Source organism: Paraburkholderia sp. BL9I2N2, from assembly GCF_004339745.1.
Lineage (GTDB): Bacteria > Pseudomonadota > Gammaproteobacteria > Burkholderiales > Burkholderiaceae > Paraburkholderia.
The window spans coordinates 874,838-892,532 of the sequence record NZ_SMGP01000001.1; the positions used below are offsets into that span (position 1 = coordinate 874,838).

Consider the following 17,695-nt stretch of genomic DNA (forward strand, 5'->3'; position numbering starts at 1 on the left):
CGGCGTCGAAAGAAGCCGTCCGTTCAGAACGCGTAGTAAGGCCCCGGGCCCGCCGACGTTTCGCGCGAGGCGATCGCCGTATAGACGCGTCGGCCGAAGAAGAACGGCAAGCCCCAGCCGAAGCCGCTGCTGGCCACGCCGGCCAGATTGTTGAAGGCGTTATTCGACGACGCGAACAGCGCGCTCGAATTACCGACCGCAAACGACACCGTGTTCGACGCGCCGTCCGTCCCGGTGATCGCGGCGTTCGCGGCTTGAATCGAAGCCGGGCAGTACCAGAAGCCGCACTGCGGAAACTGGGTGGTGCGGAAGAACAGCCCATTCGAGCCGCTGTCTACATAGCTCTGCGAATAAGTCTGCCCGCCGCTCGTGGTGACGACGTAGCCCGTCTGCGAATTCGCCTTGAGGACGCTGGCGCCGTTCAGCGTGTTGTTCGCCTGGGTGCCAATGCCGAAGATCATCGAACCCGATACGCTGGCCGCGCCGGCATCGGCGATGCCCGGCAGCTCGATCACCACGCCGTTGTTGTCGAGCGCAAAACGGCTGACCGGATTGGTCACCTGCTGCGTCAGCGCTTGCGTGCTGGCGAGGCAGGCGCCGCCGGCGTCGCAACGGTAGTACCAGCGCGGCAGCGCGGCGGTGACGCAGCCGCTGCCACAGTCGCCCGCGAACAGGCCCACGCCGAGAATGCCGTTCGAGCGCAGGCCCGCCACCGTCTGCATGGCGCGGCCGGAGCCCGCGCAGTCGGCGGGCACGGTGGGCAGCGCGGGGTCGGCGATCGTCTGGATCGGGATCGACGCGGCCAACTGGCCGGCCATGCGCACGTCCGCGCTGCGCACCGCGCCCCAGGTGTAGCCGCCGCCGAACACCGCGCATTCGCCCGCGATGCCGCTGCCCGACGCGATTGCCGCAAGCGACAGGTCCGCCGGCAGCGCGGACGCGAGAATCCTGAGCCCGTGCGAACCGGTGTCGACCTGGACATTGTCGATCGTCGCGCAATTGCTGGTGCCGGGCTCGCAGACGGTGACGCTCGTCGTCAGCATGTTGCGCGTCAGACCCGGTGCGGCGGTGACGGCGATCGGCTGGACGTTCGGGGTATTCGACTGCGGCACGGAGGCGGTCGGGCCGGCGCTCGAGGCGCCTACCGGCGCACTGGCGGGGCTCGGGCTGCTGGCCGGGGCGGCCGACCCCGTCTGCGACGTCGCGGCCGGCGAGCCGCCGCCACCGCCGCCGCATCCCGCGAAGGCGGCGCAGACCAGCAGTAGGGCGTAAATGGAAAGGGTGGATTTCATGGCGTGGTCAGTGCTCGTCGCGGTGTGGTGCCGATGCTGGCGCTAGTGCCGAGTGCTTGCGCACATCACTGAAAATCGTCAGCCGTGACGCCGGGCGGCAGCGCCGCGGGCAGCCATGTGCGGCCCACGTAGCCCCGCATCGGGCCGCCGGATTCCACGATCACGTCCGGCCGCGCCACGCGCGAGACATGCAGATTGCCGTCCGCCGGCGCCGCGGCGGCGCCGGCGCGATACGAGGCGGCGTACTTGCCGAGCAGCGCGCGCAGGTCCGGCATGGTTGGGCCTTGCCACGCGTAGGCGATGATCTCGCCGGTGTTCGTCGCGTACTCGTTGATGGTCGTGTTGCCCGCGTCGGTCAGCGTGCGCATGCGCAGCGCCCCGTTCAACATGGCGCGCGGCGCGCTCGCGCTCGCATCCGCCTGAGCCGGCATGGCGCCGCCCAATTCGGCGTGCGCTTCGAGGCTCGTGCACAACGCGGCAACCGCGATCGCTGACGCAGCAAAATTCGGGGTAAGGGTACGCAAGGGCATGACGGTCGATCCCGTGGCTGGAGAGCTCAAAGGCTCTTGAGTTGTCTATTTCAAGATATCACTCGGGTTTTCAGACCGTTACCTGAAGCGGCATTCAGCAAATTTCGATATATCAAAATTAACGTGGCGAGGGCCCCGGAAAGTGCCGTCGAATCAATGATCTGACGATCACCTAGGGCGCATCTGACAGACCGTTGGGAAATGTGGGGGATTGTTAAATTTGCAGTGCGCCGTTCGTTTTCACGCGCGAAAATGAGCCTCTTGCAACTCATGGAAACGTTGACGGAAGGAGTCGCTTCGGTGTCCTTCTCGCGCGTCGATCCCGCGTCCTTTGCGCACGTCTCACGCTGCTCAATTCACGGGCAAACCCGGGTTTTTGCACATGACTCGCCGGGATCGGTAAAATGTTGGGTTGATCCACGGAAACTTGCCGTGGCGTAGCGGAAGGATTCCCCGAACATGACTGATCTTCGTCTTACCAAGCGGTTTGCAGTAATGCTGATGGCAGGCGGTCTGGTCGCCGGCTGCGGCACCTCGTCGCCGACCAAAGTCGACTACAAGAGCGACTCGAAATCGAAGCAAGTGTCACTTGCCGTACCGCCGAACATGATCGATGAGACGGCCGATCAGCGTTCGTTGCCCCCGCAGGGCGGCGAAACCTCGTTGTCCGCGCTCAAAGAGGTTCAGGCGCAAGCCCCGTCGGCCAATTCCGTGGTGGTGGCGCCGGCGGTCAACGGCATGCATATCCAGCGCGACGGCACGGAAAGCTGGCTCGTCATCGACAACAAGGCGCCCGAGCAGGCATGGCCGCAGATCCGCCGCTTCTGGCAGGAACAGGGCTTCCTGCTGGTGGTCGACCAGCGCGACAAGGGCGTGATGGAAACCGACTGGAACGAAACGCACGCGCAGATCAACGAAGGCCTGATCCGCAACACGCTGTCCAAGGCCATGGGCAACAGCTACGTGACCTCGGAGCGCAACAAGTACCGCACGCGCCTGGAAGCGGCGCCGAACGGCGGCACGTACGTGTTCGTCAGCCAGAAGGGCATGCGCGAGGCGCTGACCGGCACGAACAACGATTCGAGCACGTGGGTGCCGAAGCCGAACGATCCGGGCCTCGAACAGGAATATCTGAAGCGGCTGATGGCGGCGCTGGCGTTGGCCGATTCGCGTTCGAAACCGGCCGACGCGCAAAACGCCGACCTGTCGGCCGGCGCGCAAACGGCGCCGAACACGGCTACGGCGGGCGCCAAGTCGGCGGCGGCGGCCACGGCGGCGCAAAACGTCGCGCTGTCCGCCCAGCAACCCATGCCGGCTGGGGACGCGGCGAACGGCACCGACGCTCAGCTCTCGTCGACGGAACTCACGCTCGGCGAGCCGTACGACCGCGCATGGTTGCGCGTGGGCCTCGCGCTCGACCGCAGCAACTTCACCGTCGACGACCGCGATCTGACCCGCGGCCTGTATTTCGTGCGCTACGTCGATCCGAAGGACATGTCGTCGGCCGAACAGGGCTTCTGGAGCCAGGTTTTCCACGGCAAGAAGGAAAAAGTTGCCAAGCAGTATATGGTGAACGTGCGCGCGGTAACGCCTAACCAGACGCGCGTGGCTGTGGTCGACGACAAGGGCGCCATCGACCAGAGCCCGCAGGCCAAGCAGATCATGAGTTTGATGTCCGACCAGCTGCACTAAGGCTGCAGCAGTTGGAACGCTGTCTGAAAACCCGCCCGGCGATCACGCCGGGCGGGTTTTTTTATGCCTTGGGTTTCACGCAGTGCGTGGCCGACAAGAGCGCGGTCAACCCGCGTGCGCGTCTTTTTGCATGGTTCCCTGAATACCGGTCCGAACCGGAATTCGACGGGAGATGGCCATGCGTGATTCGTTACTGCGGCCGGCCTGATGGCGGGAAAGAGGAGAGTCGGCGACGCGGGGCAAGCGTCGCGCGACATGAAGCGGGTTTCAGGTGTCGGCGCGGCGGGTGCCGATCCACGGCAGACGCTTGATCACGCCGGTGGCGAGCGCGGTGCCGACCAGAATCACGCCGCAACCTTCCAGCATGCCGGGCGAGACGCTTTCGCCGAGAAACAACGCGCCCCACAGAATGCCGAAGATCGGAATGACGAAGGTCACCGTAATCGCACGCGCCGGTCCGGCCACCGCGATCAGGTGGAAGAACAACATATACGCGACGCCGGTACAGGCGACGCCGAGCGCGATCACCGCGCCCCATGCGTGCAGCGAGATCGGCGCCACCGGCCAGTAGATGACGGCGAGCGGCAGCAACACGATGGTGGCGCCGGTCATCGTGCCGGTGGCGACAGTCAGCGCGTCGATGCCGGTCAGATGGCGCTTGGTGTAGTTGGCGGCGATGCCGTACAGCAGCGTGGCGCCGAGCGCCGCGCCGGCCGCGAGCGCGGTGGTGAGCGGCGTGGCCGGCGTGCCGTTCGGCGCGGCGAGCTGATCCCACACCAGCATCAGCACACCGAGAAAGCCGATCATCAGACCGAGTGTGCGCAGCGCGCTCAACCGGTCGCGCAGCCACAGAAAGCCGACCAGCGCGCCCCACAGCGGCGTGCTCGCATTGATCACGGACGTGACGCCGGCTGACAGCGTCAACTCCGCATAGGCGAACAGACAGAAGGGCGCCGCCGAATTCAGAATGCCGACCACCAGCAGCGGGAAGGCCCGGGTGCGCAGGATCGTCGCGGATTGGCCCAGGGGGCGTCGCGCGATCAGCACGATCGCGAGAAACGCCGCGCCGATGCCGACGCGCAGCGCCATCAACGGCGCCACGCCGAAGTCGGTGACGCCGACGCGGATAAACAGGAATGAGGCGCCCCACAGGGCGGCGAGGATCAGCAACTGCAGCAGGTTTTTAGCATTCATCGAGGTGGCGCCGCGCGCGGTTGAGTCGAGACGCCTGCGCATCGTAGCAGCGCAATCATGCGAAACGTTTCAGGCTGGAATGAAACGGCAAGATATGGGAGAGGCAAGGCGTCTGGTAATTGTCCATCGTAAGCGCAGCGGCGCTCTGGGCAAAACGAGCAATTCTCACGCTGATGTGAGAAATATTGCGATCAAGGCGGTGGGATGGGACGAAGCGCTAAGAAAGGATAGGGGCTCGAGCGAAGAAGCGTGAGTTATTTTGCGGCAGCGCATCAGCGGCAAATGGTCGGGATGGTCATCCTCGCATCCTTGAAGCGGCGCGCGCTAGTGAGCGCGCGGCCGCCGGTTGGCGAGAGTGCATCCTACCAGGCGGGTTGTGAGAGTTGAGCAACCCGCCCAACCCGCCTCAGTGCGGAATCATCCACTGCAAGAAATTCTGCTGCAGCCACACCAGCACACCAAGCAGTACCGTCAACAGAATCGAATGCTTGAAGGTTTTGGCGAACACCACGCCTTCCTTGCCTTTGAGTTCGGTGGTCGCCACCCCGGTCGAGATGTTCTGCGGTGAGATCATCTTGCCCATCACACCGCCCGACGAGTTCGTCGCCGCCATCAGAATCGGGTTGAGATTCAACTGATTGGCCGCCACCACCTGCAGGTTGCCGAACAGCGCGTTGCCCGACGTGTCGCTGCCGGAGAGGAACACCGCGACCCAGCCGAGGAACGCCGACACCAGCGGAAAGAACGGTCCGACCGACGCGACGCCCAGCCCGAGCGTGTACGTGAGCCCAGAGTAGTTCATCAGATACGCGAGCCCGACAATGGTCGCCACCGTCAGGATGGCGATGCGCGTCTGCACCCACGTGTCGGCGATGGCCGCGCCGAACTCGCGCGGGCTCAGTTTGACCACGAACGCCGTGATGAGCGCGGCGACCAGAATGGCGGTGCCGGTGGCGAGCGGCTGGAAGTCCCACACCGCGCCGTACGGCGTGTTGTACAGCGTGATGAACACGGCCTTGTCGAGGCCGGGCCACGGCACCTTGACGTCGCCGATCAGGAAGATCTTCGCCACGGTCCAGACGATCACCACCACCGATACGATGATCCACGGATACCAGCCCTGGCCGCCGCCGATCTTGCCGCGCACTTCGCCCACGCGGTCGATGTTGATCGCGAACTTCGGATCCGCCGCGGGCTTCCAGACGCGCAGGAAGGCGATCGTCAGAATGAGCGAGACCATCGACGACAACACGTCGGTCAGGCTGTAGTTCACATAGTTGGACGCGACGAACTGCGTCAGCGCGAAGCTCGCGCCCGACACCAGCAGCACCGGCCACACCCGCAGCATGTTGCGAAAGCCCGCATAGACGCTGATCACATAGAAGGGCAGCAGGAAGGCGAAGAACGGCAACTGGCGGCCGACCATCTTGGCGAGCGAATCGGCCGGCAAATGCGTGACCGCGCCGAGCACGGTGATCGGCACGCCGAGCGCGCCGAACGCGACCGGCGCGGTATTGAAGATCAGCGTGAAGGTGAGCGCTTCGAGCGTGGGAAAGCCGAGCAGAATCAGCAGCGAACTGGTGATGGCGACCGGCGTGCCGAAGCCGGAAATCCCTTCGAGCAGCGCGCCGAACGAAAACCCGATCACCACCAGCACTACGCGCCGGTCGTTCGGCAGGTTGTCGATCATCCACATGCGAAAGGCCGCGAAGCGGCCCGAGCGCTGCGAGATGTTGTAAAGCAGGATCGCGGTGAACACGATCCACATGACCGGCCAGCAGGCGAACACCGCGCCGGCGACCACCGAATCGACCGCGAGTCCCACTGGAAACTGCCAGACAAGGATCGCCACGATCAGGCCGACGATCAACCCCGCGAGCGACGCCTGCCATGCCGGCCGGCGCGCCCAGCCAAGCAGAAGCAGCACGACGATGATCGGTAACGCCGCGACTAGAAACGATGGCAATAGCGAGTTGCCGACCGGAGTGAGTAGTTGGTGAAACATCACGTCTCCTTCGTTGTTGTTCGGACTCGACGCGGCACTACGCACTACGGGACGCGTCGATCTGGCATGACGGATGGGCGTCCGCGGCACGTGGGAGCGGCCGGGATCGCTTATTTAAACAGGTACTGCGTGCGGCCTACCAAGCATAGAACCCAGTCGGGCCGCGTCAAGAAGGGAAACTACGGGCGATGCGGATGGGCGCTGGGAGCGCGTCTTGCGCGGGTTGGGCGGCGCGGCACGCACTGCGCGATGCCGTGCAGGCACCGCACGGCCGGAATCTGCCGTGCGAGCGCACCGAGTGAAGATCAGGAACCTGGACTGCGCCGGCGGGCGTCAATGCCAATGGCCGTGACCGCCCCATCCACCGTGGCCGCAACAGTAGCCACCGAAGCCGAAGCCGATCGAGACCGACGGTCCATACCAGCCCGGATAGCCGTAATAAGCCGGATAGACCGGCGGCGGGTAGTAGGCGGGATAGGGCGGCGCCACATAAACGGGCGGGGCGGCGACCGCGTAAGTCGGGGGCGGGCCTTGCTGGCCCGTCTGCGCCTGCTGTTGCTGCTGCTGTTGTTGCTGTTGTTGCGCGGCGGAGGAATCGTCTTGCCCGACCGGCACCGCCTGCTGGGTACCGGCTGCGGGCACCGTGGCGTAGTATGGATAAGCGCCGCCCGGATAGTAGCCGTACGGGTAATAGCAACCGGACAAGGTGAGTACACAGACCGCGCCACCGAGCGCCATGCCTGTTTGCGAAAGACGCGGGAGAGACCTGGAAAAGCGCAGCGGCAACCGCTGGCCGATCGCGCACACCGTATTGATGAGGCGGGACTTCATGACGCGCTCCTGGTTGAATCGAACGCCGCCATTAGGGGCGTCACGGCACCAGCTTACGCCGTCGCCGCGCCCAGAGGATTGCAAAACCGTAACGGCTTATTTCACCTCATTGCAGCGCGCGTCGCGATTCGAAGCGAGGGCGCGTCACTAGTGTTATCCGAGAGCGGCTGCGCGAGTTATTCGTGCGCCGGGCGTCGCACAACTCACGCTTGCCTCATACATAAACATTGCGCGATGACCCGCCGTACCCCTTACTTGCCCACCTCGTGTCCGATGACCCCGCCCGCCGCCGCGCCACCAATGGTCGACAGCGCATTGCCGCCGATCGCCGCGCCTGCCGCGCCACCCAAGCCCGCGCCGATTGCCGTATCGCGCCCCTGACGGCTCATGCCTTTCGCATGCGGAAAGGCTCACCACGACTGCCACGATGGCCGCAAACGTACCGATTTGACGTATCGATTTCATGATGTCGACTCCAGTAGTTATGGTTGGAAGTAGTCCCGTCCTTGCATTTGATGTTATCGCCGCATCCCGTATCCGGATGTATGCGCTTGTCAGCGAACCGACGGTTTCGTAATCAAATGTTTCCCTCCATTTAGCATGCGGCGTGCCCGGACGCCATAGACGCAAAAGCCCGCCAGTGGCGGGCTTCGATGCTGCGACGCAGTGGTCTGGCGGATCGAGTGGCGTAACAACGACGCTCGATCCGCGCCCCGAACCTTACTGCCGCTGATAAATCTCAGCGCCTTTCTTCATGAACTCGATCGACTTCACTTCCATGCCTTTCTTCAGCGCTTCGTCGTCGGTGACGCCTTGTTGCGCGGCGAACTCGCGCACGTCCTGGGTGATCTTCATCGAGCAGAAGTGCGGGCCGCACATCGAGCAGAAATGCGCGACCTTGGCCGAGTCCTTCGGCAGCGTTTCGTCGTGGAATTCGCGCGCCTTGTCCGGATCGAGACCGAGGTTGAACTGGTCTTCCCAACGGAATTCGAAGCGCGCCTTGGAGAGCGCGTTGTCACGCACCTGCGCGCCCGGATGGCCCTTCGCCAGATCGGCGGCGTGCGCGGCGAGCTTGTAGGTGATGATGCCGGTCTTGACGTCGTCCTTGTTCGGCAGCCCGAGGTGTTCCTTCGGCGTGACGTAGCAGAGCATGGCCGTGCCGAACCAGCCGATCATCGCCGCGCCGATGCCCGACGTGATGTGGTCGTAGCCCGGCGCGATGTCGGTCGTCAACGGTCCGAGCGTGTAGAACGGCGCTTCGTCGCACCATTCCAGCTGCAGGTCCATGTTCTCCTTGATGAGCTGCATCGGCACGTGGCCGGGGCCTTCGATCATGGTCTGCACGTCGTGCTTCCACGCGATCTGCGTGAGTTCGCCGAGCGTCTTCAATTCGCCGAGCTGCGCTTCGTCGTTGGCGTCGTAGATCGAGCCGGGACGCAGGCCGTCGCCGAGCGAGAAGGCCACGTCATAGGCCTTCATGATTTCGCAGATGTCTTCGAAGTGCTCGTACAGGAAGCTTTCCTTGTGGTGAGCGAGGCACCACTTCGCCATGATCGAGCCGCCGCGCGAGACGATGCCCGTCATGCGCCTGGCCGTGAGCGGCACGTATTGCAGACGCACGCCCGCGTGAATCGTGAAGTAATCGACGCCTTGTTCGGCCTGTTCGATCAGCGTGTCGCGGAAGATTTCCCACGTCAGGTCTTCGGCCTTGCCGTTGACCTTTTCGAGCGCCTGATAGATCGGCACCGTGCCGATCGGCACCGGCGAATTGCGGATGATCCACTCGCGCGTTTCGTGGATGTGCTTGCCGGTCGACAGATCCATCACCGTGTCGCCGCCCCAGCGGATCGCCCACGTCATCTTGTCGACTTCCTCGCCGATCGAGGACGTCACCGCCGAGTTGCCGATGTTGGCATTCACCTTCACGAGGAAGTTGCGGCCGATGATCATCGGCTCGCTTTCCGGGTGATTGATGTTGTTCGGGATGATCGCGCGGCCGCGCGCCACTTCCTCTCGCACGAATTCCGGCGTGATCGCCGTGAGGCCGTTCGGACCGAACGCGCTTGCGCCGAATGCCTGGCCCGGATGCTGGCGGCCCATCATCGCCGCCAGCTTTTCGCCGTTCGGGCCACTCGTCTTGAGGCTCTCCAGATACTCGGCGCGGCGCTGGTTCTCGCGAATCGCGATGTATTCCATTTCCGGCGTGATGATGCCTTGACGCGCGTAGTGCATCTGCGAGACGTTCTTGCCGGCGATCGCGCGGCGCGGCGTACGGTGCAGGCCTTGGAAGCGCAGATCGGCGGTGGCCGTGTCGGCGGCGCGTTCGCGGCTGAAGTCGCTCGACAGACCCGTCAGCGCTTCGGTGTCGCCGCGTTCTTCGATCCAGGCCTGGCGCAGTGCGGGCAGACCGGCGCGGATGTCGATTTTGGCTTCCGGATCCGAGTAGGGGCCCGACGTATCGTAGACATAGACCGGCGGATTCTTTTCGCCACCGAAGCTGTCGGGCGTGTCGGCCTGCGAGATCTCGCGCATCGGCACGCGGATATCGGCGCGCGAGCCAGTCACGTAGACCTTGCGGGAATTCGGCAGCGGCGCGACAGCGGCTTCATCGACGTGGGCGTCGGCGGAAAGGAACTTCGGATTGGCGTTCATCTGTATCTCCTATGCAAAGCTATGTGGGGCCGCTAAGCAGGAGACGAGACGGAAGTAGTCGGAATTCGCGAGAGATGAGGCGATAGAGCCAAGGTGCGAAATCCGTACGCTTCCCTGCGCTGGCATTATCCAGATCAGGTTCAAAGGGTATTTCTCACCCACGCAGCACGGACCTCCAACCTCCGTGCGACGCAGGACCCCCGCGTTAGCAGCGCACACGATACACCGGCCGCCCGCTGCTTGGCAACCCATCTTGAAAAGTCGGATGATGGATATAACAGCGGGCCGCCACGCACTTTTCTTGAATTGACGGGGCAGCCGGAGATGCTGCGGCAAAAATTTTGCGTTGCGCGCGAGCGTTGCTTACAGCGTGAAATCGTCGGCGGCTTCGGGTTGAAACAGGATCTTTTCCAGCTTCAGCACTTTCTCCGTGCCGCTTGGCGGCGTGAAGCGGATGCGCTCGCCGCGTTTGGCGCCGAGCAAGGCGAGGCCGGCGGGAGAGAACACATTCAGGCGGCCGTGCGAGAAGTCCGCATTGGGCGGATAAACCACGGTCCAGGTCATGTGCTCGCCGCTGGTTTCGTCGACCAGCGTGGCTTGCGAATTCATCGTGACGACGTTGGCCGGTATCTCGCGCGACTCGACGATCACGGCGCGTTCCAGCACGTCGTCGAGCATGTCTTGCAAACGCGTGTCCGCGCCGGGCGCGGCGGCGTGTTTCTCGAGACGGGCGACGTCGAGTTCGGTGAGGTAACAGGTTTTCGTCTTTTTCACGAGGGGTACTCCAATTCGATCTGCATTTGAGGGGACAGCGTGCGGATGAGATCGGCCCGGAGCCCGACAACGCGGCCCAGGCAATGGAGCGAGCAGCGTTAGATCGGGCGCCGGGCGGCGTGGAGCGGGAGCGTTCGGGACGGCTCACCGGCGCGACGCGGCATGAGTTCCGCGCGCGCGCAACCGGTTGCGCGACGGGGGCGCAAGCGGAAGAAGGCACGGGAAGTCGGAAAGCGCATCGAGGTAGCCGGCAGGTAGCGAAAGAGAGTGAAGAGGGCGCCGCCATCAATCTGAATGGGCGCGATCGAAAGCTCAATGTTAGCACGGGGTCGTGCGTCCCTCGACTCGGTCGAGTTTCAAGAAAAAAGTTGGAAACGGACTGTCATAACCGGCCGTGCGATTCGACAAACGTGCGGATCCTGATCGGAGCACGTCATGCAAACCGCCGCACCCCGCCGAGACTGTCGGCGCTTCACCCGAATCATCGCGCTCGGCCTCGCGCTGACCATGCTCGCGGCCAGCGGCCTCGCGACTGCCGCCGGCGCCATCTGCAGCGCGCATAGCCCGGTGCATCGCGTGGCGCTGGTCGAGCTGTACAGCAGCGAAGGCTGCAACAGCTGCCCACCCGCCGATAACTGGCTGAGCCAATGGAAGAATAGCGGCGCGGCGCAAAGCATCGTACCGTTGGCGCTGCATGTGGACTATTGGAACAGCCTCGGCTGGACTGACCGCTTCTCGCAACATCGCTTTACTGAACGTCAGCAAACGCTCACCGATCTTGCCGGCGGCCACACCATCTACACGCCGGAAATCTTTGTCTCCGGACGCGAATTGCGCAGCTGGTCGCAACGCGACAGTTTTCAGAGCCGCGTCGGCAAGGTCGTCGCCGAGCCGGCGCAAGCGAATGTCGCGCTGGAGCTCAAAGGGCAGGCGCCGGGCGCGTTCAATGTCGCGGCGCAATTCACCAGCAAGGCAGCGGACACAGGGGGCCAACTGGACGCCTACCTGGCCGTTTATGAAAACTCGCTGAGCTCGCAAGTGGGCGCCGGCGAAAACCGCGGCGCCACCTTGCATCACGAACGAGTCGTGCGGCAATGGATCGGCCCGGTGCCGCTGGTCGCGGGCAGCGCGCAGATCCGCCGCGATATCCGCATCCAGGACACCGCCGCGGATGCCAGCGTCAACGCGCCCGCCGACCGGTTCGGTGTGGTCGCCTTCGTCGAAAACGCGGCGAACGGCGAGGTCCTGCAGGTGGCCGAACTGGCCGCGTGCCCTTGATCACCGCCTCTGCGCACACAGGAGATTCTCATGGCAACTCATCATGCTCTTCGCGACAGCGCACCGCCGGCCAAGCCGGAAAGCAGTGCGATCCATCCACTGTGGGTGCGTCTCACGCATTGGCTCAACGCGCTCGCGGCCATCATAATGATGCTTTCCGGCTGGCGCATCTACGACGCCTCGCCGATCTTCCCCGCGTTCCGTTTTCCTACCGGCATCACGCTCGGCGGCTGGCTCGGCGGCGCGCTGCAATGGCATTTCGCGGCGATGTGGCTGCTGGTCTTCAACGGCTTGCTGTATCTCGCGTTGAACCTCGCAAGCGGGCGCTTCGTGCGCAAGTTCCTGCCGGTGTCGCCGCGCGCCGTGCTGCACGATTTCATCGCCGCGTTGACCGGCAAGCTGTCGCACGCCGACCTACGCGTCTACAACGCGGTGCAGAGATTCGCCTACCTGTTCGTGGTCTGCGATCTGATCGTGCTGGTGCTCTCGGGTCTCGCGATCTGGAAGTCGGTGCAGTTTCCGCTGCTGCGTGAACTGATGGGCGGCTACGACAACGCGCGCATCGTCCATTTCTGCGCGATGTCGCTGATGGCCGCGTTCATCGCCGTGCATCTGGTGATGGTGGCGCTCGTGCCACGCTCGCTGCTCGCCATGTTGCGCGGACGCTGAGCCATTTATCCGCGTAAGCGAACGTTACGGATACCGAATCATGAACAAACCCGCTCGAAACCCCACTCGCTCCATCAGCCAGAAACTCGACCGCGAATCGATCCTGATCGACGCCCGCCGCGAACTCGCGATGCCGTCGCGGCGCCTGTTCGGCAAACGGCTTCTGACGCTCGGCGGCCTGTCGATGCTGACCGGCTGCTCGCTCACCGACGACGACTCGGTCAACAAGTTTCTCACCGCCGTCTCACGCCTGAACGACCGCGCGCAGGCCGCGCTGTTCGATCCGAAGCAACTCGCGCCGACCTACACCGAAGCGCAGATCACGCGGCCGTTTCCGTTCAACGCGTTCTACGGCATCGACGACGTGCCCGAGGTGAACGGTGCCGATTACCGGCTGAAGATCAGCGGACTCGTGACCGGCCAGCGCGTCTGGTCCTTGCCCGAGCTGTACGCGCTGCCGCACGCCGAGCAGATCACGCGGCATATCTGCGTGGAAGGGTGGAGCGCGATCGGCCGCTGGGGCGGCACGCCGTTCAGCGACTTTCTGCGGCGCATCGGCGCGGACACCAGCGCGAAGTACGTCGGCTTCAAATGCGCCGACGACTACTACGAAAGCATCGACATGCCGACCGCCCTGCATCCGCAGACGCTGCTCACGTTTTCGTACGACGGTGAGCGTCTGCCCGCGAAATACGGCTTCCCGATGAAGCTGCGCATGCCGACCAAGCTCGGCTACAAGAATCCGAAGCACATCGTCGAGATGTTCGTCACTAATACGTACCCTGGCGGCTATTGGGTCGACCAGGGCTACAACTGGTTCGGAGGCTCCTGACGCGCGCGGGTCGGCGCCGCTGAAACGGCTGCGCGACCCCAGGCGGCAGAAGCTTCGGAAATACGCCGGCTAGTGCTCTGGCCGGTTCTGATTCATCCACAACACTCGGAGTCATCTCATGAAAAAGTTTGCAATCGCAGCACTCGCCGTCGCTCTCCTGACCAGCGGCGGCGCCGCATTCGCCCAGGCAAGCGGCGCCATGTCCAACGATGCGATGTCGAAAGATTCCATGTCCAAAGACAGCATGTCGAAGGACGGCATGAAGAAGAACACGATGAAGCACGACAAGATGAAAAAGGGCGACGCGATGGGCATGAAGCACGAAGCGTCGGGCGCGATGGCCAACTGAGCCGTCCTGATAATGCGAGCTGCATAGCTCGAACGCGCCGTTGGCCTGCGCGACAGAAAAGCCGGGGCACGTCCCCGGCTTTTTGTTGCAAGTACGCCAAAAAGTTACGATTCTTTCAAGCGACGCCGTGGGCGCTTACTGCATAATGCGATGCGCGCCGACCATTCGGCGCGTGTTCGCCGTGGCTCGATTTCTACCGATCGCCGCGGCGTTGTGGCCCCATTGGCCATCTATCGTCCTTCCGTTCCACCGACATGTCCGCCAGCCTCGCCCGTCAGACCGCATCGCCGATGCGGTGTCCGCCATCCCGCAGCAGGGTCTTCAGCGGGGGCGCAGCACCTCGAGCGGCATGGGCGGGTTGAACGCATGTCGCTGCAACTCCCCAATCTTTTTTCGCGTGGTTTCCCGATCCGTTTGCCGCAGTCGCGCAACGGGCAGATCGCGCTCGCGCTCGCCGTCGTCTATCTCGTGTGGGGTTCGACGTATCTCGCCGTGCACGTCGCGCTGGGTTCGTTTCCGCCGTTGCTGCTCTCGGGGCTGCGCAATCTGTTCGCCGGCATAGGGCTGTTCGTGTTCGCGGCGCGCCGCAAGCCGGTCTGGCCGAGCGCCGCCGAAATCCGCAATGCCGGCCTCGTCGGCACCATGCTGGTCGGTTTGTCGAGCGGCATGCTCGCCTATGGGATGCGCACCGTCGGCACCGGCACCGCGGCGGTCATGGTCGCGACCGTGCCGTTGTTCGCGACGGTGATTGCGGCGGTGGCGGGGCGCAAGATCGGCCGCGGCGAATGGTTCGCGGTCGGCCTCGGTCTGGTCGGCATTGCGATTCTCAGCCACGGCGACAGCGCGCCCGGCTCGGCGGGCGGCAGTCTGGCGATTCTGTGCGGTGCACTTTTCTGGGCGGGCGGTGCGCATCTGGCCGGACGTCTGAAGCTGCCCTCGGACCTGTTTCTCTCGACGTCGCTGCAAATCGGCCTGGGCGGCGCGATGTCGACGCTGGTCGCGTGGGTCTCGGGCGAGCGGATGCTCGAGGTGCATTTCCTGCCGGTGCTGGCGTTCATCTACCTGATGCTGATCGGGACGATGGCCGCCTACGTCGCGTACGGTTTTCTGATCCGGCACACCAGCCCGATCATCGCCAGCAGCTGCATGTACGTGAATCCGGTCGTGGCCGTAGCGCTCGGCGCGCTGTTGCTCGGCGAGCCGGTTACTCACTCCACAGTGATCGCGACCATTGTGATTCTGACGAGCGTGGGGCTGTCTTTCTGGCTCGATTACCGGAAGAAGGGGCTCGCCTGAGTTTCGCTTGAAGCGGGCGACGGCCTGTTACAGCGCCGCCGCCACTTCCGCGCCTTCGCGAATCGCGCGCTTTGCGTCCAGTTCGGTCGCGACCTTCGCACCGCCGATCACGTGATAGCGCGGACCGTTACCCTGATCCGCCTTTCTCACCTTCGCGTCCGCTGCCGTCTGCGGATGCAGATCGCGCAGCGATTCCTGGCCCGCGCACACGACGATCGTGTCCACTTCCAGCCATTGCTCGACGCCTTCACGCGCGATTTTCAAGCCGCGCGCGCTGATCTCCCGATACGACACACCGTCGAGCATCTTCACACCGTTTCTCGCCAACGTCGCGCGATGCACCCAGCCGGATGTCTTGCCGAGTCCCATGCCAAGCTTGCCGGCCTTGCGCTGCAACAGCCAGATTTGCCGCGGCGGCTGGGCCGGCGCGGGCGGCTTGAGGCCGCCGCGTTCCCGCACGGCCAGATCGACACCCCATTCGTCGAGCCACGCGTCACGGGGCATCGGCAGCGGCTCGCCCGCGCGATGCAGCAGAAACTCGCTGACGTCGAAGCCGATGCCGCCCGCGCCGATCACGGCGACGCGCTGGCCGACCGGCGCGCCGCGCAGCACGTCGACATAAGACAGCACGTTGGGTCCGTCGATGCCGGCAATCGCCGGCCGCCGCGGCACGATGCCGGTGGCGATGATCACGTCGTCGTAAGCGCCGGCGGCGAGCAGCGCGGGATCCACGCGCGTATCGAGCCGCACGTCGACGCGGTGTCGCTGCAACTGGCTCTGAAAATAGCGGATCGTCTCGCTGAACTCTTCCTTGCCCGGCACGCGCATCGCCAGATTGAACTGGCCGCCGATCGTTGCACTCGCATCGAACAGTGTCACGCGATGCCCACGCGCGGCGGCCACCGTCGCTGCGGACAATCCCGCCGGACCCGCGCCGACGACCGCGATCGAACGCGCGGCCCGCGTTCCGGCGACCGGCCGGTAGATCAGTTCGGTTTCGCGCCCCGCGCGCGGATTGACGAGGCACGTCGCGCGCTGGTTCTTGAACGTGTGATCGAGACAGGCCTGATTACAGGCGATGCAGGTATTGATTTCATGCGTGCGTCCCTCGGCGGTCTTCACGACGAACTCGGGATCGGCCAAGAGCGGCCGCGCCATCGATACCAGATCGCCGGCGCCCTGTGCGAGCAGTGCTTCGGCGACGTCGGGCGTATTGATGCGGTTCGACACGATCACCGGTACCTTGACCGCGGCCTTCAATCGCGCGCTCAGCGCAGCAAAAGCGGCGCGCGGCACCGAGGTCACGATGGTCGGCACCCGCGCTTCGTGCCAGCCGATGCCGGTGTTGAACATCGTCACGCCGGCGGCTTCCAGCGCCTGGGCGACCTGTACGGTTTCGTCCCACGTATTGCCGCCTTCCACCAGATCGATCAGCGAGATCCGGTACACGACGATAAAGCGTTCGCCGCACACCGCGCGCACCCGCTCGACGATCTCGCGCGCGAGCCGCATCCGGTTTTCGATGCTGCCGCCGTAGGCGTCGGTGCGCCGATTGGTGCGCGGGCAGAGGAACTGGTTGAGCAGATAGCCTTCGCTGCCCATGATCTCGATGCCGTCATAGCCCGCGCGTTGAGCGAGTCGCGCGCAGCGCGCATAGTCGCGCACGGTCTTCGCAATGCCGGCGATGCTCAGCGCGCGCGGCTTGAACTTCGAGATCGGCGATTTGATCGCGGACGCGGATACGACGAACGGTTGATAGCCATAGCGGCCCGCATGCAGGATCTGCAGCGCGATCTTGCCGCCTTCGGCATGCACGGCCTCGGTCAACTTCCGGTGATTGCGCAAATCGAGCACGGAATTCAGCGTGCCGCCGAACGGCAACAGCCAACCCTCGCGATTCGGCGAGATGCCACCGGTGACGATCAGACCGACGCCGCCCTTCGCGCGCTCGCGGAAATACGCGGCCAGCTTCGGGTAATTCCAGAAGCGGTCCTCCATGCCGGTGTGCATCGAACCCATCACCACGCGGTTGCGCAAGCGAGTGAAGCCGAGGTCGAGTTCGGCGAGTAAATGTTGGTAAGACATGCGGAGGACCATGTAAGTATTGGGCGCGCACGAACAATACACCGCCGGGCCTGCCATCCCTCCGAGGAAAAATTCTAATCCTCGCAACTCGTTGCTCCGTAAGACATTCTTCAGCCGCCACCAGCCATATCGAAGCCCGCGGCACACGCATTGCTCAAAGCGAACGTCCATCGACACGGACCGCGCCGTTCGGAAAAGTGGCGCGATGTGCAGCAG

At 64.2% G+C, this 17,695-nt stretch carries 14 protein-coding genes, 1 pseudogene and 1 riboswitch; of the genes and pseudogenes, 6 read left to right on the forward strand and 9 right to left on the reverse strand.

Going from position 1 to position 17,695, the window contains the following annotated elements:
- Nucleotides 1–23 precede the first annotated feature (23 nt).
- Both B0G74_RS04065 and B0G74_RS04070 read right to left on the reverse strand, forming a co-directional pair.
- Nucleotides 24–1,292: a DUF3443 domain-containing protein gene (locus B0G74_RS04065; protein ID WP_132373756.1), complete on the reverse strand. Its 1,269-nt coding sequence runs from the start codon at nucleotides 1,290–1,292 to the stop codon at nucleotides 24–26.
- 65 nt (nucleotides 1,293–1,357) lie between these two features.
- Entirely contained in the window at nucleotides 1,358–1,822 is a 465-nt protein-coding gene (locus B0G74_RS04070) for a DUF2844 domain-containing protein (RefSeq protein WP_132373757.1), read from the reverse strand.
- A 459-nt stretch (nucleotides 1,823–2,281) separates the two neighbouring features.
- On the opposite strand from B0G74_RS04070, the gene bamC reads away from it, so the two are divergent.
- Entirely contained in the window at nucleotides 2,282–3,514 is a 1,233-nt protein-coding gene (gene bamC, locus B0G74_RS04075) for an outer membrane protein assembly factor BamC (RefSeq protein WP_132373758.1), read from the forward strand.
- Between the two features lie 267 nt (nucleotides 3,515–3,781).
- Here the strand turns inward: bamC and B0G74_RS04080 are convergent, their stop codons facing one another.
- The 6 genes and pseudogenes from B0G74_RS04080 to B0G74_RS04105 all read right to left on the reverse strand — a co-directional run bounded on the left by B0G74_RS04080 (nucleotide 3,782) and on the right by B0G74_RS04105 (nucleotide 10,970).
- The gene (locus B0G74_RS04080) at nucleotides 3,782–4,708 is read right to left on the reverse strand and encodes a DMT family transporter (RefSeq protein ID WP_132373759.1); all 927 of its coding nucleotides are present in this window, start codon (nucleotides 4,706–4,708) and stop codon (nucleotides 3,782–3,784) included.
- Nucleotides 4,709–5,114: 406 nt separating this feature from the next.
- Nucleotides 5,115–6,713: an L-lactate permease gene (locus B0G74_RS04085; protein ID WP_132373760.1), complete on the reverse strand. Its 1,599-nt coding sequence runs from the start codon at nucleotides 6,711–6,713 to the stop codon at nucleotides 5,115–5,117.
- A 333-nt stretch (nucleotides 6,714–7,046) separates the two neighbouring features.
- Complete coding sequence (locus tag B0G74_RS04090) at nucleotides 7,047–7,544, reverse strand: hypothetical protein (RefSeq protein WP_132373761.1); 498 nt, start codon at nucleotides 7,542–7,544, stop codon at nucleotides 7,047–7,049.
- A 251-nt stretch (nucleotides 7,545–7,795) separates the two neighbouring features.
- Nucleotides 7,796–8,009: pseudogene (locus tag B0G74_RS04095) on the reverse strand (glycine zipper 2TM domain-containing protein).
- Between the two features lie 255 nt (nucleotides 8,010–8,264).
- Nucleotides 8,265–10,196 (reverse strand): phosphomethylpyrimidine synthase ThiC, encoded by a 1,932-nt coding sequence (gene thiC / locus B0G74_RS04100; protein ID WP_132373762.1) that lies wholly within the window; start codon nucleotides 10,194–10,196, stop codon nucleotides 8,265–8,267.
- Nucleotides 10,197–10,289: 93 nt separating this feature from the next.
- Nucleotides 10,290–10,408, reverse strand: a riboswitch (TPP riboswitch).
- Between the two features lie 151 nt (nucleotides 10,409–10,559).
- Nucleotides 10,560–10,970, reverse strand: a complete 411-nt coding sequence (locus B0G74_RS04105; protein ID WP_132373763.1) for a GreA/GreB family elongation factor — start codon at nucleotides 10,968–10,970, stop codon at nucleotides 10,560–10,562.
- 435 nt (nucleotides 10,971–11,405) lie between these two features.
- Between B0G74_RS04105 and B0G74_RS04110 the strand changes: the two genes are divergently transcribed.
- From B0G74_RS04110 to B0G74_RS04130, 5 genes are all read left to right on the forward strand, one after another.
- Nucleotides 11,406–12,248: a DUF1223 domain-containing protein gene (locus tag B0G74_RS04110; RefSeq protein WP_132373764.1), complete on the forward strand. Its 843-nt coding sequence runs from the start codon at nucleotides 11,406–11,408 to the stop codon at nucleotides 12,246–12,248.
- Between the two features lie 30 nt (nucleotides 12,249–12,278).
- Nucleotides 12,279–12,917, forward strand: coding sequence for a cytochrome b/b6 domain-containing protein (locus B0G74_RS04115; protein ID WP_132373765.1), 639 nt, complete (start codon nucleotides 12,279–12,281; stop codon nucleotides 12,915–12,917).
- Nucleotides 12,918–12,957: 40 nt separating this feature from the next.
- The gene (locus B0G74_RS04120; RefSeq protein WP_132373766.1) at nucleotides 12,958–13,749 is read left to right on the forward strand and encodes a molybdopterin-dependent oxidoreductase; all 792 of its coding nucleotides are present in this window, start codon (nucleotides 12,958–12,960) and stop codon (nucleotides 13,747–13,749) included.
- Nucleotides 13,750–13,867: 118 nt separating this feature from the next.
- On the forward strand, nucleotides 13,868–14,098 hold the full coding sequence (locus B0G74_RS04125) for a pentapeptide MXKDX repeat protein (RefSeq protein WP_132373767.1): 231 nt from the start codon (nucleotides 13,868–13,870) through the stop codon (nucleotides 14,096–14,098).
- A 366-nt stretch (nucleotides 14,099–14,464) separates the two neighbouring features.
- Nucleotides 14,465–15,394, forward strand: coding sequence for an EamA family transporter (locus B0G74_RS04130; RefSeq protein WP_132373768.1), 930 nt, complete (start codon nucleotides 14,465–14,467; stop codon nucleotides 15,392–15,394).
- Nucleotides 15,395–15,421: 27 nt separating this feature from the next.
- On the opposite strand, the gene B0G74_RS04135 is transcribed toward B0G74_RS04130, so the two are convergent.
- Complete coding sequence (locus tag B0G74_RS04135) at nucleotides 15,422–17,479, reverse strand: NADPH-dependent 2,4-dienoyl-CoA reductase (protein ID WP_132373769.1); 2,058 nt, start codon at nucleotides 17,477–17,479, stop codon at nucleotides 15,422–15,424.
- Nucleotides 17,480–17,695 lie beyond the last annotated feature (216 nt).

Coding starts and splice junctions, on each gene's coding strand:
- B0G74_RS04065 (WP_132373756.1), bottom strand. CDS start 1,292: ATGAAATCCACCCTTTCCATTTACGCCCTACTGCTGGTCTGCGCCGCC.
- B0G74_RS04070 (WP_132373757.1), bottom strand. CDS start 1,822: ATGCCCTTGCGTACCCTTACCCCGAATTTTGCTGCGTCAGCGATCGCG.
- bamC (WP_132373758.1), top strand. CDS start 2,282: ATGACTGATCTTCGTCTTACCAAGCGGTTTGCAGTAATGCTGATGGCA.
- B0G74_RS04080 (WP_132373759.1), bottom strand. CDS start 4,708: ATGAATGCTAAAAACCTGCTGCAGTTGCTGATCCTCGCCGCCCTGTGG.
- B0G74_RS04085 (WP_132373760.1), bottom strand. CDS start 6,713: ATGTTTCACCAACTACTCACTCCGGTCGGCAACTCGCTATTGCCATCG.
- B0G74_RS04090 (WP_132373761.1), bottom strand. CDS start 7,544: ATGAAGTCCCGCCTCATCAATACGGTGTGCGCGATCGGCCAGCGGTTG.
- thiC (WP_132373762.1), bottom strand. CDS start 10,196: ATGAACGCCAATCCGAAGTTCCTTTCCGCCGACGCCCACGTCGATGAA.
- B0G74_RS04110 (WP_132373764.1), top strand. CDS start 11,406: ATGCAAACCGCCGCACCCCGCCGAGACTGTCGGCGCTTCACCCGAATC.
- B0G74_RS04115 (WP_132373765.1), top strand. CDS start 12,279: ATGGCAACTCATCATGCTCTTCGCGACAGCGCACCGCCGGCCAAGCCG.
- B0G74_RS04120 (WP_132373766.1), top strand. CDS start 12,958: ATGAACAAACCCGCTCGAAACCCCACTCGCTCCATCAGCCAGAAACTC.
- B0G74_RS04125 (WP_132373767.1), top strand. CDS start 13,868: ATGAAAAAGTTTGCAATCGCAGCACTCGCCGTCGCTCTCCTGACCAGC.
- B0G74_RS04130 (WP_132373768.1), top strand. CDS start 14,465: ATGTCGCTGCAACTCCCCAATCTTTTTTCGCGTGGTTTCCCGATCCGT.
- B0G74_RS04135 (WP_132373769.1), bottom strand. CDS start 17,479: ATGTCTTACCAACATTTACTCGCCGAACTCGACCTCGGCTTCACTCGC.